The 16,454-nt window shown below is 45.7% G+C and carries 16 protein-coding genes; 13 read left to right on the top strand and 3 right to left on the bottom strand.

Annotation, left to right across the window (positions count from 1 at the left end; genetic code table 11):
- The first annotated feature begins 87 nt into the window (after positions 1-87).
- On the top strand, positions 88-1,296 hold the full coding sequence (locus Q4Q49_RS05580; protein ID WP_006079661.1) for a multidrug effflux MFS transporter: 1,209 nt from the start codon (positions 88-90) through the stop codon (positions 1,294-1,296).
- Between the two features lie 157 nt (positions 1,297-1,453).
- Positions 1,454-2,077, top strand: a complete 624-nt coding sequence (locus Q4Q49_RS05585) for a tRNA-uridine aminocarboxypropyltransferase (protein WP_006079663.1) — start codon at positions 1,454-1,456, stop codon at positions 2,075-2,077.
- A gap of 261 nt (positions 2,078-2,338) precedes the next feature.
- Here Q4Q49_RS05585 and Q4Q49_RS05590 read toward each other — a convergent pair whose 3' ends face one another.
- The gene (locus Q4Q49_RS05590; RefSeq protein WP_311998836.1) at positions 2,339-4,459 is read right to left on the bottom strand and encodes an EAL domain-containing protein; all 2,121 of its coding nucleotides are present in this window, start codon (positions 4,457-4,459) and stop codon (positions 2,339-2,341) included.
- Between the two features lie 293 nt (positions 4,460-4,752).
- Between Q4Q49_RS05590 and Q4Q49_RS05595 the strand changes: the two genes are divergently transcribed.
- From Q4Q49_RS05595 to Q4Q49_RS05615, 5 genes are all read left to right on the top strand, one after another.
- Positions 4,753-5,124, top strand: a complete 372-nt coding sequence (locus Q4Q49_RS05595; RefSeq protein ID WP_006084576.1) for a hypothetical protein — start codon at positions 4,753-4,755, stop codon at positions 5,122-5,124.
- Positions 5,125-5,228: 104 nt separating this feature from the next.
- On the top strand, positions 5,229-5,897 hold the full coding sequence (locus Q4Q49_RS05600) for a methyltransferase domain-containing protein (RefSeq protein WP_311998837.1): 669 nt from the start codon (positions 5,229-5,231) through the stop codon (positions 5,895-5,897).
- A gap of 108 nt (positions 5,898-6,005) precedes the next feature.
- Positions 6,006-6,557 (top strand): SMI1/KNR4 family protein, encoded by a 552-nt coding sequence (locus Q4Q49_RS05605; protein ID WP_012197771.1) that lies wholly within the window; start codon positions 6,006-6,008, stop codon positions 6,555-6,557.
- Positions 6,558-6,648: 91 nt separating this feature from the next.
- Positions 6,649-7,551, top strand: coding sequence for a hypothetical protein (locus Q4Q49_RS05610; protein WP_311998838.1), 903 nt, complete (start codon positions 6,649-6,651; stop codon positions 7,549-7,551).
- 114 nt (positions 7,552-7,665) lie between these two features.
- Entirely contained in the window at positions 7,666-8,055 is a 390-nt protein-coding gene (locus tag Q4Q49_RS05615) for a DUF6678 family protein (protein ID WP_006084571.1), read from the top strand.
- A 118-nt stretch (positions 8,056-8,173) separates the two neighbouring features.
- Here the strand turns inward: Q4Q49_RS05615 and Q4Q49_RS05620 are convergent, their stop codons facing one another.
- Both Q4Q49_RS05620 and Q4Q49_RS05625 read right to left on the bottom strand, forming a co-directional pair.
- Positions 8,174-8,503 carry an antibiotic biosynthesis monooxygenase gene (locus Q4Q49_RS05620; protein ID WP_311998839.1) on the bottom strand — a complete coding sequence of 110 codons (330 nt, stop codon included), beginning with the start codon at positions 8,501-8,503 and terminating at the stop codon, positions 8,174-8,176.
- Positions 8,500-8,883, bottom strand: a complete 384-nt coding sequence (locus Q4Q49_RS05625) for an NIPSNAP family protein (RefSeq protein ID WP_259527591.1) — start codon at positions 8,881-8,883, stop codon at positions 8,500-8,502. The genes Q4Q49_RS05620 and Q4Q49_RS05625 overlap by 4 nt, the downstream gene beginning before the upstream one ends.
- Positions 8,884-8,947: 64 nt before the next feature.
- Between Q4Q49_RS05625 and Q4Q49_RS05630 the strand changes: the two genes are divergently transcribed.
- The 6 genes from Q4Q49_RS05630 to Q4Q49_RS05655 all read left to right on the top strand — a co-directional run bounded on the left by Q4Q49_RS05630 (position 8,948) and on the right by Q4Q49_RS05655 (position 16,372).
- Positions 8,948-9,667, top strand: a complete 720-nt coding sequence (locus tag Q4Q49_RS05630; protein WP_311998840.1) for a winged helix-turn-helix domain-containing protein — start codon at positions 8,948-8,950, stop codon at positions 9,665-9,667.
- A gap of 857 nt (positions 9,668-10,524) precedes the next feature.
- On the top strand, positions 10,525-10,800 hold the full coding sequence (locus tag Q4Q49_RS05635) for a hypothetical protein (protein WP_220591404.1): 276 nt from the start codon (positions 10,525-10,527) through the stop codon (positions 10,798-10,800).
- Positions 10,801-11,344: 544 nt separating this feature from the next.
- The gene (locus tag Q4Q49_RS05640; RefSeq protein ID WP_311898455.1) at positions 11,345-11,770 is read left to right on the top strand and encodes a hypothetical protein; all 426 of its coding nucleotides are present in this window, start codon (positions 11,345-11,347) and stop codon (positions 11,768-11,770) included.
- Between the two features lie 257 nt (positions 11,771-12,027).
- Positions 12,028-13,443, top strand: a complete 1,416-nt coding sequence (locus Q4Q49_RS05645) for an amidohydrolase (RefSeq protein ID WP_311998841.1) — start codon at positions 12,028-12,030, stop codon at positions 13,441-13,443.
- Positions 13,444-13,580: 137 nt separating this feature from the next.
- Positions 13,581-14,912, top strand: coding sequence for a pitrilysin family protein (locus tag Q4Q49_RS05650; protein WP_107402894.1), 1,332 nt, complete (start codon positions 13,581-13,583; stop codon positions 14,910-14,912).
- Positions 14,909-16,372 (top strand): pitrilysin family protein, encoded by a 1,464-nt coding sequence (locus Q4Q49_RS05655; protein WP_311998842.1) that lies wholly within the window; start codon positions 14,909-14,911, stop codon positions 16,370-16,372. The genes Q4Q49_RS05650 and Q4Q49_RS05655 overlap by 4 nt, the downstream gene beginning before the upstream one ends.
- Positions 16,373-16,454 lie beyond the last annotated feature (82 nt).

Below are 16,454 nucleotides of genomic sequence, written 5' to 3' on the forward strand. Positions count from 1 at the left end.
TGGAAATTATACCATTTCTGTTCATACCTTGAGTTAATTAAAATAGCGCCCACTGAAATACCTTTTCCTGATCAACTGAGATTATTTATGCGGCGCAATCTATTACCTATCCTGATGTCTATGGTGCTTCTCAGCCCATTGGCAATTGATATTTACTTACCTTCAATGCCAACTATGGCGGCAGAATTCGCCGTATCTGCCAGTGATGTGCAATCTACGATCGTATTATTTTTATTCGCCATGGGCTTAGGCCAAGTGTTGATCGGGCCATTAGCCGACCGTTATGGTCGCCGTCCTGTGGCAATCTTTGGGGTCTTACTCTACGGTGCAAGCAGCCTATTAGCTGCGGCGGCTATCGAGTTCCATTGGTTACAGATTGCCCGTTTGCTGCAAGGTTTAGCTGCCTGTTCGACTTCTATCGTGGTGTTTAGCGCGGTGCGTGACTGCTACGATCAAAAAGAAGGCGCTAAGATTTACAGTTACTTAAATGGTGCCATTTGCGTTATTCCTGCATTAGCGCCGACCTTAGGCGGTTTATTGGCAATGCAATTTGGTTGGCGCTCAACTTTCGTTTTCATGACGTTATATGCCATGTTGATGTTGCTCGTTGTCGGATATCGCTTACCCGAGACTCGACCTGCTAATACGGTTACCACTGGGCCGCTTTACCGTTGGGGTCGATACAAGCCTGTACTGGGTAACACTCACTTTTTGTTTTATGCCTTTGCTTGTATGTCGGCGATGGCGGCGATTTTGTGTTACGTGTCGTATGCGCCTGTGTGGCTGATTGGGCATTTAGGGCTTTCTGAGCTCATGTTTAGTGGTCTATTCGGTTTCAATGCCGTGTTTAATATCGTGGCCTGTTTTACGGCGCCGCTGGTCATTCGCAAACTCGGCAATCGTCCGACAACGATTTTGGCGCTGTCCATACTCGTTCTGTCTGCCGCTATCACTGTGGCGGGTCAGCAATTCGGTCCAAGCACTGGAATGATGGCAGCGTTTGCCTTTATGTTGCCCATGTTGATGTTAGGCGTGGGATTTTCCTTCTTACTCGGCCCAGCGACCAGTATGGCCCTGTCGGCCTTCGGTGAACGAGCTGGAACGGCGGCGGCTATGTTAGGTTTTATTCAGATGAGCGGTGCATCCGTGCTTGCTGGACTCGTACAGCAAACGAATTTAACCGCACCTTATGCAGTGGCCTTAGTGATGGGCGTATTTCCTATCGGTTTATTGTTGATGATGGCACTGAGTCGATTCGACCACTGGCATCAAGAGCAGTTAGCTGGCGAGCATTAGTTCGCGGCACAGGTTAATTACAAAGTCGTTAATTACAGAGCACACCCTTTACCCACAGTTTGTTTGACCGCGAACTGTGGGTATTTTTTATTGTGCCTAATACCCCTTTATCCTTTGGTATACTCGTAAAATAACTTACTCAAACCGAGGGTAAAGCTTGTCCCGTCACTATTGTGCTATTTGTCGTTATCCCCTGAATGCTTGCCTGTGCGCGAGTGTTCAGCCTATTTCTCCAATGACTCAGTTGGTGGTTTTACAGCACCCGAGTGAAGTCGAGCATAAAAAAAATAGTGTGCGGGTATTGAGTCTTGTTGTTGCTGAAACGCAAGTTTATGTGGGCGAAAGCGAGGCCGACTTCAATGGTTTACGGGAACATTTAACGGCGTGTAATAAGCCGATTTATCTCGTCTATCCCTCTGAGCAAAGTGTGAGTGTTGAACAGCAGCCTATCAATCCAGATTGTGTATTGCTCTTACTCGATGGTACTTGGCGCAAGGCGTTTAAGATGTTGCAGCTGAATCCTTGGTTAACCCAGTATCCTGCGGTGCATTTGGCTGAAGGTTATGAGTCGCGCTACCGGATCCGTAAGTCGAGTCGTAGCGACAGTTTATCGACCTTAGAAGCTTGTGCTTATATGCTAAGCGCCCTTGATCCTCGGCTTGATGTGCAACCCTTAATGACGGCATTTGATGCTATGGTTGAACTGCGGATTAAGGCGATGCCGAGCACTGTGCAGGCTCGTTATCAGAACTCAAACAAACCTAACTGCGAGACTAAGTGAATGTTTTGACATTATTTAGTCTTAGAGGTTTTAGGTCTGAATTAATGCTTTTAAGTTATTGCAGTTTTGATACTGCGTACGAATTAAAATAGTCAAAATCTTATTCAGATCACGCTAACTTAGTGTGAAATACGGTTTAATAACAAGGGTTCATTTGCGCTGCAAATGATGAGATAGCTTTGCCAGCCAATTGCTTTGCAGGGGAGTGATTCCATTGTTAATCACAATTAGTTGATGGCGTGCTGGCAGGGCTATCGAGCTTTAAGCTATATGTTTTTCCGCAAGAAAGGTTTGGGTGAAGTTATCGACTGAACTCGGATAACCAAAAAGAAATCCTTGGGCAAAACCTTGGCCCATGTCTGTCATTATGTCTCTTTGTTGTTGAGTCTCTATGCCTTCGGCGACGAAGTGAATATCCAGTGCCTGTGCGAGCTGCACTATGGCATTGCAGAGCTTTTGTCCTGACACTTCGTTTAAACGCAAGGCAAACTCGGCATCAATTTTTACACTGTCTATGGGCAAAGTGCCTAAGCGACTGAGTGAAGATAACCCAGTCCCAAAATCATCAATAGCAATGCTGACACCTAAAGCTTTGATGCGATTGAGTGTGAGTCGTGCTTGCTCAGGTTGGCGTAGCAGTGCCGATTCGGTGATTTCTAAAATCAGTGCCTCAGCAGGTAAATTAGCCATGTCCAGAGCATTAATCACTTGGTCGATAAAATCTAAGTGTTCCAATTGCAGTGGCGACACATTGACTGAAATTCTAAAGTCTGCCTGATTATGTGCCCGCCATTGTGCCGCTTGCACGCAAGCCTGTTCCAATACCCATTGACCAATACTGACAATTAACCCTGTCTCTTCCAGCAATGGCACAAAATCGGCGGCGTCATAATACTCGGTAGGTGATTTTTGCCAGCGCAGTAGGGCTTCAGCAGCTATCGTTTGATTTGTGTGTAAATCCACAATGGCCTGATAGGCGAGAGTGAATTGTTTTAAGCTGTGCGCATGTCTTAGGCTATTGATTAACTGCAGCTTTAATTCTGCTGCTTGGCTCATAGCCTTATCGTAAAACACGAGGTGCGGTAAGCTCTTTTTAGCACAATACATGGCTGTATCTGCAAGGCTAATCAGTTGTCCCGCTTTATCACTGTGGGTCGGAAATAGCGCAATGCCGATACTCGTGCCTAGGAAAAACTTTTGCCCTTCAATTTCAAAGGGGCTCTCAAATAGACTAAGTATCTGCTCTGCAAACAGTTGGATTTCATCTTTGCAGCTGCAGTCTTGCAGCACTAAGGTAAACTCATCTCCACCCATACGGGCTATGTCGGCTTTTTCGATGCAACCGGCTTCGAGTCTGGCTGCGACGAGTTGTAATACTCTATCGCCCATGGAGTGGCCGAAGCTGTCATTGATATTTTTAAACCCATTGAGATCTAAAAACATTAGCGCACCGAGGGCGAGGGGATCGGTTTTAAGTTTTTCGAGGGCAGTATTGAGGATCTGCTTAAGGTGGAATCGGTTAGGCAATCCAGTCAAGGTATCGTACATAGCACGGGTCGTCAGTTGAGTTTCGAGCAGCTTTTTCGTGCTAATATCACTGAAAATATTCACATTATAGTGAGCGCCATCTTCGGTAATGATTTTACGGCTACTCTGCCAAGCAGGGAAATTGCTACCATCTGAACGTTTCTTCCAGGTTTCACCCTGCCAAAAGCCCCTTTGCTTCAGTGCAGTTTGGCATTCGGTTTCTGCCCCTAAATGATGGCTTTTCAACTCTAAAAATTCAGGGGTTTTACTGATAAGCTGCTCGGCGCTATAACCGCAAATACGGCACATAGCTTTATTAACGGCCAAAATCTGATCATCTGAGTCTGTGATATACACAGCTTCGGCACTTTCCTCGAGCGTCGTCGACAAAATCTCTTTAGGAATATGGGCAAAGCCATCGGTAATAATTTCGCGCATTTGATTACGGCGATTGAGCGCTTGAAATTCCACGAGCACAACGGGCTGTTGCTGCAGATAGCAGCGATAAAGGTTTACTCGAGTTGGCAGTTCATTGCCGAGTTGACTCAAGTGTAGCCAGTTGAATTCAACATTATTTCCTGCAATGGCTTCGAGGATCATTTCCCTCGCATATTCAACACTGTTGCGGCCGGATGATTGAATTCTCGGAGAAAAGTCATAGGGCGTCGCATTCACAAACGCATCATACTCAGTCTCAAAATAACCGAGTGTCGCTTGGTTGGCGCTAATAAAGCTGAAGCCTTGAATTAAGGCTAGGGGAGTTTTGTGGGGATGTGCTTGCCAGAGCGACAGCTTTTCTTGCAGTACTGGATCATCCGTACTGAGTTTCTTAAGTAAGTGTTGCCATCTGATCATTTAGGATACTCCCTTGTGACACATATAAGGTCACATCCTATTTTTTAGGTCTTCGTTGATACGAAGTTGCCCAATAGTACATCATTCCAATGGGGTTAAAAATAAACCTAATTGTTGTTTCACTCAAATAGAAACTCAAAAAGTGTAGTTTAAGACTTGTATTTAAGCATATTTTTTAAGAACACCTGCTGCATATTTCAAACTTTGACAGATTTTATGCTATGTTTTTCGCATCGTGTTTGAGTTGGCTGTTATCGTTCATCCATCCGATGACCAAATAAAGGAGGCAGGAAATGGCACATTTATCTAAGGTGCTCATCTCTAAAATGTTGATGTCGTTCATACTGATTTCCAGCATTCATCTTGCCGTGGCTAATGCCGCCGATGCGCCAAAGCCAAAATTAACCCTAGAGCAAAGAGCTGATAAGGCCCGTATAGACTCCCAGCGATTAGAGCTGGCCCAATTAGAGAAGGCGCGCCAAGCCGCCAAGGAGACAGCAGAGCGAGAAGATAAAATCAAACAGCAGTCCCAAACCCATGATTGGGAGGCTCAGCAAAAACTCAAGGCACAGAAACAGTTCGACGAGAGGGAAAGTCGCGAGCAAAAATATTTACGGGAAGCAAAAGAAGCCGCAGCAAAAGAGCGTAAAATCCCAAAGCCTTAAGCAGGCCATCGACACAGTCGATTTCAGCTAGGCAGTGCTAGCCTTATTTGTTGGCATTGCGACTACTCTCATTAATTGCACCTTACTATCCCTAGGAATTGTTGTTGAATATCTGCCCCTTATGCCACGGCACAGAATTACTCGCTTATCATCAGGATAAAAAGCGCGACTACCATCAATGCCAAACCTGCCAACTGGTGAGCGTGCCTCCTGAGTTTTATCTCTCGGCCGAGGCCGAAAAAGCCGAGTATGATAAGCACGAGAACCATGCCGATGATCTGGGTTATCAAACCTTTTTAAATCGCACACTTGAGCCACTACTTAGCCGTGTTAGCACTTCGGCCCAAGGGCTCGATTTTGGCTGCGGCGAAGGCAAAGCGCTGAGTTTGATGGCAAAGGCGCGGGGTTATCAAATCGATAATTACGATCTTTATTACGCTAACAATCCTGAAGCCTTGGCTCGCCAATACGATTTTATTACCTTAACTGAAGTCATAGAGCATGTGAGCGATGCCGCAGGTTTGCTTGCCCAACTCGATAGCCTATTAAAACCCAACGGAATTTTGGCTGTGATGACCAAGCGCGTACAAAATCAAACCGCCTTTGCCACCTGGCACTATAAAAATGACCCTACCCATATCAATTTTTACGCCGAAGCGACCTTTGAGTGGCTCGCCCAGCACTATGGCTGGCGATTAGAAATCATCGATAAGGACGTAGTGTTCTTGCATAAAGAGAGGCATAAAGTTGAGAAAAGTAATGCAACACCCTAATTTATATGTCTAATTCGATTAAATAAGTTCCCATAAGTGCATATGCGAGCGGTATAAACCAAAAGGATTAACACTGCTGCTAAGTGTCAGGATGAAGGGGTAAATACAATGGACGTTAAGACCTATCTACAGGCATTGAACGCGCTCTACGCCAATGTGAATCAAACATTCGCATTGAATCATGGTTTATCCAACTCAGCCTTAGATGAAGCTGAAAAACAATTAGGTTTTACACTTGCTCCCCCGCTCAGGGAGCTTTGGGGATATGCCAATGGTGGCAACGAGTGGAGCACGGTATTTGCCCGAAAAGATTACTTTTGCCGATATGATTTTTTGTCATTAGCCTCGTCACTTAAATATCGTGACCGAATGCAAAAACAGGCTCAGCACTATGTGGGTTACCACGAGCCAGAAGTTCGGGATCCTAAAATCCAATCCGGATGGTATCAAGAAGGTTGGTTGCCCTTCGCTCAATTTGGGGGCGGCACATTACTCTTGATTGCGGATCATTCACCCTCAGCACTAGGCCAAATGGGGCAAGTGATCGCATACACCCATGACCCCGATATGATGGACTTTATTTGTCCAAACCTAAGCCAATTTTTTGAACAATCCTTAGCGCAAATCAGTTTATATCCAGATGAATTAATTGAGGACTAAGGATAACGAAAATGAACGTCCACTACTCGATAAGCCTAGTAAACCTATGATTACATTTTGAACTTCAGGGCAACATGAAGTGAGGTATGATGTGAAGAGCTACCCTAAAAAAGACAGAGACCAAGCACTAAACGCATTGCAGAGATTGGCAGAAAATGATGGGCAGTTAACTGAGCCTCAAGTCGCCAAACTCGCTATCCTACAGCAGGGTGTAAAAGAGAGTCGTCATCTCGCCGCTAACGAATGGATTAATCGCATCAGCTACATAGAAAATGATTTAACCCAATTAGCCATAATCCAACGGGTGGCCTTTAATCACTTCGATGAGTTTATAAACTGCCTGACATTAGCGGGGCGCTTTGGTTGTTTAACGCGATTAGTGCGGGGTGGGGATTATTCGGGGACGGATAGCCTACATATTTGGCCCTTATTGGCGGCGCTAGCCATACATGATTTACCCGCTATTACAGCCTATAAACAGCGATTTGTGCCGCCTTTTTTAACGGGGCATAAGGTGACACTCTTGGCCTGCAATACCGTATATGCCATTTTAGGTACCACAGCCGTGACAGATAAGTTACGCCATCAACTTACAAACCTAAAAGACTCGAAATACAGCATGGCGATGCTGCGCAGCCTAGCCGCCATAATCAATCAGGATATGACCTCGTTTATCGACAATATCGCCATTATGGTCAAGTCTAATCGCCTGCAGCAGGAGTTCTCGTCACTGGAAAAATGTTACTGCGTTAACGCCCATGGTTTAGTCAATCTGTGGCGGTTCCATACGGCCAATGCGCCACTACCCCCACTTGATTTTCCCTTACCATGGCAGCATGAATTACACGGATTTTTTACCACAGGTCACGAGTCCATTGGGATATCTTTCGATCCTTTAGCTGAGCGAGAGTTAAATGATCTGCCAATTGATTCAAATACGCTGGCGCTAATCCATTCATTAACAGCACATTCTCACAGAGGTGATCACGAATAACCCAAACAAAATTAACCTGTTAAAATGAGGTTGTGATTTAGTTTCTATTTAAAGAGGATTGTTCTTGCTCATGTCTGGATACACACGCCCTAAAAATGAGTTGGACTTGCAATTATGCACGAGAGATATCGAAAAATAATTAATGACCGCCAGTTAGTCTCAGTGATGAATAAAACTAAGTGGCGCGAGCTTTGTAATGATTTTGAAGCGCTTCATTTTCTATCTATTAGCGTAAGGTACAAACTGATTTCATCAGATGATGTTTTAGGATTTAGTGCCGTTTGGTGGAACGAGATCTATGAAGAAAGCTCCGGTATCGAGTGGCTAGACTTTAATCCAATAGTTTCCGAGTATCGTGGTCGTTTAGTTGCACCTCAGGAGACCGATAGGAGCTGTGAAATTCTTACCATTCTAAATAGACACGGCATTAAATACTCGATTGAAGGCTCTTGTTTTCGGGTGTGGGGCTATATAAGCCAAGATACAACCCCAGTATTTACATAAAAAAACCTTTTAGAGTGGCGCCTAGCGTTTAGTATTGTGGGGCAAATTTCGCTGGCGAATACACTCTTTGTTGCTAGGACTGAGTGCCTGCAAAGCACGCTACCCGAGTCGCAGCATATCAGTTGCCCTTAGGTGCTTGAGCGCGGTCGAACATGCCGTAATCACGAACAACTTCGGCAACCCGCAGGCGATAGTCGGCGAATAATTGTTCGCGTCCTTGAGTTTGTGCCTCGCGGTGATATATCTGTCGTCGCCAAGCCTGTACCGCAGCCTCATTCTCCCAGAATGACAGCGATAATAAGCGTTCGGGATTGACCATGCTCTGAAACCGTTCGATTGAAATAAATCCTGCAATTTCACTCAGGCTTGATTTCAGGTCGGCGGCTATCTCTAAATACCTTTTTTGGCAGTCGGGATTCGGCACGACTTCAAAAATAACTACCATCATAGTTTTGTCTCCGCAGCTCTTTGATAGGTCTTTGCTATCGGCTTTAGGAAACTGCGTTTTTCACTCAAAATGAATTCTCCTTGCTTTGCCAACTGAAAATTTGCCTTGCCTGCGGCTTCTGTCTTCAGTTTGTCTCTATAGCGTTCATAGTGGGCCAGACTATCGAAGCTAATGAGACCATATGCAGTGTCATTGGTGCCTTCGTGTGGCAGAAAGTAGCCAAGGAGTTCGCCGCCGTAGGCTGGAATAATATCGCCCCAGTTTTCAGCATATTGGGCAAATTGTTCCAATTTGAACGGGTCTATTTTGTATTCGATAAAACAGGTAATTTTCATAGTGCTTGGCGCCATTGACTTGTGTGCTAAAGGTTTTAGTTGCATTGTAATTACCTGAAAACTTAATGCTTCGATGGTTATCGAACTGTCCCCGAATGAGATTACAAGCATGGAACCTAACATCGCTTTTATTGCCAACTTGATTGGTGACGCCGCCCGCTCACGTATGTTGATAGCTTTAATGGGCGGAGAGGCATTGACTGCGACAGAACTGGCTCTTGAGGCTGATATCACACCGCAGACTGCCAGCAGCCATTTAACTAAGTTGGTTGAAGGTGAACTATTGCTCGTGCGTAAGCAGGGAAGGCATAAGTATTTTCAGCTGCAGAGCCGCCAAGTGGCCGAACTGTTGGAAAGTCTGCTCAACATGAGCGTGGCCATTGCGAGCCCTAAGGTAATCCATGGGCCCGCGGACCCTAGATTGAGACTGGCTCGTGTTTGTTATGACCATCTCGCGGGTGAATTGGGTGTTGCACTTTACGACAGCTTAAGTCGGCAGAATTTGATCGCCCATGAAGAGGGCGAAACAAAAATCACCGCGGCAGGGATGACCTTTTTTGCCAAACGTGGCGTAGAACACTCGTTGCTGGGTACACCAGATGATGTATTCGATGTGCCGAAAAGTCGTCAATCTCGCCGCCCTTTGTGTAAGTCATGCCTCGATTGGAGCGAACGCCGCAGTCATCTTGCAGGTGTTCTAGGTCAATGGATTCTTAAGGATATTTTGGCAAAAGGCTGGGCAGAGAAAGCCCTCGACACCCGTGCCCTACAATTTTCAAGCCGAGGGTTAAAATCCTTTCGTGCTGACTATGGCATCGCGACAAAATAGACAATCTAAATTGGTCTATCTTACCAATGATGCATAGCGACTTGGCCTTGTTTAGCAGAGGGTGGCCAGTCCGATGTTTTCAAGGCATTTATCAATGAAAATGTATGACCTGAAGGTTTTATTAAATGTCTTTAGGACGAGGTTTAAATACATGGTCGTTAAAATCCGTGAATCAAACTTACCTAGTCTGATTCACGCCCTGCACACGATCATTTTTCGCAGTTGCGGGATAACCAATTTTTTGCTAGCACTTGTTGAGTGAATCGAAAACTGACGAACGAGTTGCCCGACAAAATCTCATCTATGTGCCTAATGTTTGGCTCTATCGTAAAGTGACTTACAATGCATGGATATAGAGTCGTATTTAAATGTAGATGCTTTTGAGTGTTTTTAAACTGATTAGCTTGCGCGTTTTAATAGGTCTAATGTAATAAACGCGCAGCGCATAAATACTAAGAAGGACGAATGCGGAATTACTCTTTAATAATTGCACTTATAATCGCGCTTGGTTTAATCACAGTATTATCCCTTCAAGGTTTTTGGGTATATAGCTTTTATGTAAATCCCGAACACTCCCTTAGGCATGAAGCGTTGATTTTAGTGGCTTACTTTTCATTTTATGCTTTACCTTTTTCTATATTGGGTGCCTATTTAGGTAAGCAATTGATTGTAACTTATTCAAAAGTCGGTAAAGTAATATTCACTGTAAGTTGTTGTCAAATAGCTATATTTATCTGGGCTGTAAGTTACTAAAACCATACAAGCTGTTTAAGGCATGGACATCTAACGCATGGCTGACGTTCGTTCCTTACGATTATAGCCATGCATTACCCCCCCTTAACAGGGCGTTAAATGCCATGAGTATGAACAAGCAAGGGTGTCCAATCTGCGGTTATGCAGATATAACGGTTCTAGATGATTTCAGCTGCACCACATTTGAAATCTGCGCGTGTTGTGGCTCTGAGTCAGGTGTAGAATTTGATCTGCACTCTACACCCGAGCATCTTGCTAAGATCCGTCGCAAGTGGGTTAAACAAGATAACTGTAAATGGTGGGGCAATAAAAAGTTGATTCCGCCAAACTGGAACCCGAAAGAGCAAATGGAGCTGGCTAATATTAAAATTCCTCAGTAGCGTCCAGCATTTAATAAGCAAAGGCTGCCTACGCGTACCGCCCAGCTGCTTTGAGCGTCAAAAACTCGCCCGTGAATCACTCTACACCAGACTGATTCACGTCAGCCGCTAAACCCCGTCCTATTGCCCAGTTTGCGGCTATTCTGGGGCGGTTTTTTCCCTTAAGATGAATCAAATCTCTAGAGAACTGATTCAATGCGAGACATAGAGAATGCATATCAGCCTATGGTCATGCAAATTTGCGCCTAAAGTTATAGTCATTTATCCATTGATGGACTGGCTGCGTGTCATTGTAATGGCAGTGCTTAATCGCTGAGATTATAAAGAAGTAATATCGCATGTTCTTCTTCAGCATAGAGCTATCAGCCCTATTCTTGATGAACAGGTATGGGATGGGTATTTTAATGCATGCCCTGATTTATTTTTCTAGTTGTTGAGATCACATTGATTTTTGTAGGCAATGTAAATTGTTAATGTTACGTTGCTTAACTTGTCTTTGAGAATACATTTTACAATAAAAAAATTAATACGTTACGGAGATATCATGGGAAAGTGTTTGACTATATGTTTGGTCATGACCTTAGCGGGATGTGTATCAGTCCCTAAGTCTGTTGATGAAATTAAAGCGGCTGGAAAGGCTAAGCATTCGTTTTGTTCTGGCAAAAGCCATCAAGAAACCGTTGCAATTATAGAACAACAATTGAATCGCTGTTTTGCTCATGGAGTACAAGAAATTGTTGGTGGAACAAGTAATACATTTATTGAGAAACTAGATACTGGAAAGAATACAGTCACACTAGCCTCGGTAGTACATGCCAACTGGAATCGCTTCTATCAAATGCGTGTTGATATCAGCGCACTCAGTACTTGTCCATCCTTTGTCGAAGCTTATGGTATGTCAGACAGTTGGTCTGATACCACTAAACTCATTCAAAGCTGGGTTGATGGTGAAAGTATAGATAAATGCTGAGTCTGTTGAGCGACAAGTAGCTAATCTGTTTTACCTTTTTCCTTGGGCTGGCTCTACTCAACGTTGGATTCCCGCCCACAAGTATTGCGGGAATGATGGTTTAAATTGGATTCCAGCTCAGAAGTATTGCGGGAATGACGACTAGAGACGGTCTCCAATAAAGCGCAGTCTCTTTTCCTTCATCATTAAATCTATTAACAATTCCTCAGTGTCCGTGTAGTTTAGGTAGCTTATAAAAACAACAATAGGTTATCGCTATGACTTTACCCTCTGTATCACCATCTGCTATCTCAACATCATCGATCCCAAGATCATTTGGGTTTAACTTTTCTGCAAACAAAGCCATTTTTTCCAAGACCTTACTCGCTTCGGCTTTAGCCTTGAGCTTTATGGGCGCGGGTTTGAGTTCGGCGCAAGCGGCGACCGGTGCTATGCCGGATGCGGCTAAGTTGACGGCGGGTGTAGAGCAAAAGGTGATCGACTGGCGCCGCGATTTACATCAACACCCTGAGTTGTCAAATCGTGAGTTTCGCACCAGCAAGATTATTGAAAAGCATCTGAAATCATTAGGATTGGAAGTACAAACGGGTGTGGCGCATACGGGCGTGGTGGCCATTTTGAAAGGCGGAAAGCTGAAAGGTGGCAAGTCTGGCCCGTTGATTGCAATTCGGGCGGATATGGATGCTTTACCTGTGACTGAGGTGGTTGATGTACCCTTTGCCTCTAAAGCGACCGATACCTATCGAGATCAAAAGGTAGGGGTGATGCATGCCTGTGGGCACGATACCCATGTGGCCATGTTGATGGGCGTGGCTGAAAACCTCGTGAAAGTGAAAGATAGCCTCGCGGGTGATGTGATGTTTATCTTCCAACCTGCCGAAGAAGGCGCGCCAGACGGGGAAGAAGGCGGTGCGGAGTTGATGCTTAAAGAAGGGCTGTTTGCTAAGCGTAAACCTGACCAAGTGTTTGGTATGCATGTTACCTCCAGCATGCCGAGTGGCATGATTGGTGTGCGCAGTGGTCCGGCGATGGCGAGTGAAGATTCCTTTACGATCAAAGTGAAAGGCCGCCAAACCCACGGTTCGCGTCCTTGGAATGGGGTCGATCCTATTGTCGCTGCGGCGCAAATTATCACTAACGTGCAAACGATCGTCAGCCGTCAGGTGGATATCACTAAAGCCCCTGCCGTGGTGAGTTTTGGTGCGGTTAATGGTGGCATTCGCTCTAACATTATTCCCGATGAAGTCGAGCTGATTGGCACTATTCGCACCTTCGACCAGCCCATGCGCGCCGATATCAAACTGCGTTTAGCTGAAATGGCCGAGTTATCGGCGAAAACGCTTGGTGCGAGTGCGACCACAGAGATCCACCCAGGTTATCCTGTTGTGGTGAACAATCCCGAGTTAGTCGCTAGCATGCGTCCTGTGCTTGCCAGTGTGGTGGGCGATAAGATGCTGATTGAACCTGGGTTAATCACAGGTGCCGAAGATTTTTCTTATTACGCCTTAGAAGCGCCGGGGATGTTTTTCTTCCTCGGGGTGACGCCAAAGGGAACGGCCCCTGAAACCGCGGCCAGCAATCATTCTCCGGCTTTTTATGTAGATGAAAGTGCGTTAAAAGTGGGAGTTGAGGCCATGACTAAAGTGGCGTTGACTGCGCTAAATGCGCAATAAGTCGGACAGACGTTATTCCGTAAGCTCTTCGGTATAACTTGAGCTTACAAAAAATCGGCGCGGGATAAGCATCCAGCGCTTGATTTGTTAATCAATATGCCCTCATATGTGAATTTTTACAGCAAGGAGCGAACAAGATGAAGCGCACGCTATCGGCTCTGGTGTTGGCCATGGGACTTTTGAATCCCCTAAGCCAAGCACAGGCCACCACGGCAGAAGACATTAAGAGTTTCACGCTAGATAACGGCATGAAAATCATGGTGCTAGAAGATGCCTCAATTCCCAATGCCAACATGTATTTGTTTTGGAAAGTCGGTTCTCGTAACGAAGTGCCCGGCATTACCGGTATTTCGCACTTTTTCGAACACATGATGTTTAACGGTTCAAAAAAGTACGGCCCAAAAATGTTCGACCGCACTATGGAAGCCGCAGGTGGCGCGAACAATGCTTATACCACTGAAGACATGACGGTTTATACCGATTGGTTCCCCGCCAATGCGCTCGAAACTATGTTCGATCTCGAAGCCGACCGTATCGCAAACTTAGATATCAACCAAACTATGGTCGATAGCGAGCGTGGCGTAGTGCAGTCGGAGCGCTCCACTGGCTTAGAAAACTCTAACTGGAATGCCCTTGAAGGCGAAATCAAAGGCGTGGCATTTTTAGCTCACCCTTATTCGTGGTCGGTGATCGGCCATGAGTCGGATATCGCCGCTTGGACGCTGGAAGATCTCGTGCAGTACCACAAAACCTATTACGCGCCGAACAATGCCGTGGTCGTGATTGCTGGCGATGTAAAGCTTGCCCAAGTTAAAGCCTTGGCCGACAAATATTTTGCGCCTATTCCTGCACAAACTCCGCCTAAAGCGATTCGCACCGTAGAACCTGAGCAAAAGGGCGAGCGTCGTACCTTTGTGCAAAAGGCATCGGTGAGTACGCCGAATGTGATGCTGGCTTACCATATTCCGGCGGCGACTCACGCAGATTTTTATGCGCTGGATTTATTAAGCTCGATTTTGAGCCAAGGTAATAGCTCGCGTTTATATCAATCACTGGTTGATAAACAAGTGGCCTTAGAAGCGCAAACCTACATGCCGATGTCGGTCGACCCGAACCTCTTCTATGTGATGGGGGTTGCCACGCCTGAGGTAAAAGCCTCGACGCTGGAGCAGGCGCTGATTGAACAAATCGATGCGATTGCGACAACGGGTGTTACTCAGCAAGAACTGGATAAAGTTAAAAATATCAAGTTGATGGATTTCTATCGTTCTATGGAAACCATTAATGGCAAGGCCAATACCATAGGCACCTATGAGATGTATTTTGGCAGTTACGACAAGCTATTTAATGCGCCAGAAGCCTATAACAAGGTGACGCCAGCGGATATTCAACGTGTTGCCCAAACCTACTTACGTAAATCGAATCGCACTGTAGCTGTGCTGGCGGCAAACGAGGAGATCTCTCAATGAAATCGATGGCAATGAAATCACTTAAGATGGCATCACTCGGGAAACCTTCTAAGTTAATGGCTGCATTAGCCCTAGGCACAAGTTTAGCCTTAGCGGGTTGTGCTACGACATCGGCGCCAAAACGCGTCGATACTGGCAGCTTTGTGATGCCAAGTTACGACAAGTTCGTGCTGGATAACGGCTTAACTGTGTATTTAATGCCGCAGCGCGAAGTGCCTTTAGTCACCTTAAATGCCGTGGTACGTGCGGGTGCTGTCAATGACACCATCGCAGGCGTGGCGCAAATGACAGCAGAAGGTTTGTTGTTAGGGGCGGCGGGTAAATCTAAGGCGGATATCGAGCAGCAAGTGGATTTTCTCGGTGCAAGTTTAGGCGCGGAAGCGGATAAAGAAGGCAGCTATCTCAGCGCCGATTTTATGGCGAAAGACACTGACGTCATGCTGGGCTTATTTAGCGCGGCGATGTTAACGCCGGACTTTGACGCCGCCGAGTTCGATAAACTCAAGCAACGCGCGATTGCAGGTTTGCAGCAAGATAAAGAAAGCCCACGGGCTGTGATTGGTCGTTACTTCGATAAGCTGGTATTTGGTGCCCATCCTTATGGTAATGCGGCTTCGGGTAACAGCGATTCGCTTGAACAAGTGACTGTGTCGCAACTGCGTGCTTTCCATAAGAGTTACTACCAACCGGCCAATACTGCGATTACCGTCGTGGGTGACTTTGATGTCGCGGCGATGAAGGCCAAGCTGACACAAACCTTTGGTCAGTGGAAAGGCAGCGAAAAGCTGGTGCAGCCTGACTTAAATCAAGGCTTGCCTCAGTTAACTGCGGCTAAAGTTTTGCTGGTGGATAAACCCGATGCAATCGAAACCACCTTTGTGATCGGCGGTTTAGGCATTAGTCGTGACAATCCAGACTATGTCGGTTTAACAGTAGTGAACACTATTTTAGGTGGTCGTTTTACCTCTTGGCTTAACGACGAACTGCGGGTAAACGCGGGCTTAACCTATGGCGCACGCTCAGGTTTTAGCCCTTATACCGACTCGGGTGTGTTTACTATCAGCACTTTCACTAAGACGGAAACTACTCAAGAAGCGATTGATCTCGCACTGAAAACCTATGCTCGTTTATGGGAGAAAGGCGTAGATCAAACCACCTTAGATTCGGCTAAAGCCTATGTGAAGGGCCAGTTCCCACCTAAGTTTGAAACCTCAGGTCAGCTGGCGGGATTGTTGTCAGGCATGTATCTGTATGGTTTCGATGATAAGTTTATCAATGAGTTCCAAGCTAAGGTGGACGGTTTGACCTTAGAAGAAACCCAAAGACTCGTGAAAACTTACTTCCCGCAAAAAGATCTACAATTTGTGTTGATTGGCAATGCGGCTAAGATTGCACCTATCGCCGCTAAGTATGGCAAAGTGCAAACCGTGGATATTAAAGCCACTGGCTTTGGCCAATAAGCTCAGTCATTTCAAGCTAAGTCATTTCAAACTAAGGCGTTAGCTTATGCTTTAGCTTAAGTTAACCCATTAAAAAGGTCTG

This window comes from Shewanella sp. SP1S1-7, assembly GCF_031932105.1.
Classification (GTDB): Bacteria; Pseudomonadota; Gammaproteobacteria; order Enterobacterales; family Shewanellaceae; genus Shewanella; species Shewanella baltica.

Bases quoted from the DNA above. Each gene is read 5' to 3' on its own strand.
- Q4Q49_RS05630 (WP_311998840.1), top strand. From the start codon at position 8,948: ATGGAACCTAACATCGCTTTTATTGCCAACTTGATTGGTGACGCCGCC.
- Q4Q49_RS05620 (WP_311998839.1), bottom strand. From the start codon at position 8,503: ATGATGGTAGTTATTTTTGAAGTCGTGCCGAATCCCGACTGCCAAAAA.
- Q4Q49_RS05590 (WP_311998836.1), bottom strand. From the start codon at position 4,459: ATGATCAGATGGCAACACTTACTTAAGAAACTCAGTACGGATGATCCA.
- Q4Q49_RS05635 (WP_220591404.1), top strand. From the start codon at position 10,525: ATGAGTATGAACAAGCAAGGGTGTCCAATCTGCGGTTATGCAGATATA.
- Q4Q49_RS05640 (WP_311898455.1), top strand. From the start codon at position 11,345: ATGGGAAAGTGTTTGACTATATGTTTGGTCATGACCTTAGCGGGATGT.
- Q4Q49_RS05605 (WP_012197771.1), top strand. From the start codon at position 6,006: ATGGACGTTAAGACCTATCTACAGGCATTGAACGCGCTCTACGCCAAT.
- Q4Q49_RS05580 (WP_006079661.1), top strand. From the start codon at position 88: ATGCGGCGCAATCTATTACCTATCCTGATGTCTATGGTGCTTCTCAGC.
- Q4Q49_RS05650 (WP_107402894.1), top strand. From the start codon at position 13,581: ATGAAGCGCACGCTATCGGCTCTGGTGTTGGCCATGGGACTTTTGAAT.
- Q4Q49_RS05615 (WP_006084571.1), top strand. From the start codon at position 7,666: ATGCACGAGAGATATCGAAAAATAATTAATGACCGCCAGTTAGTCTCA.
- Q4Q49_RS05595 (WP_006084576.1), top strand. From the start codon at position 4,753: ATGGCACATTTATCTAAGGTGCTCATCTCTAAAATGTTGATGTCGTTC.
- Q4Q49_RS05645 (WP_311998841.1), top strand. From the start codon at position 12,028: ATGACTTTACCCTCTGTATCACCATCTGCTATCTCAACATCATCGATC.
- Q4Q49_RS05655 (WP_311998842.1), top strand. From the start codon at position 14,909: ATGAAATCGATGGCAATGAAATCACTTAAGATGGCATCACTCGGGAAA.
- Q4Q49_RS05625 (WP_259527591.1), bottom strand. From the start codon at position 8,883: ATGCAACTAAAACCTTTAGCACACAAGTCAATGGCGCCAAGCACTATG.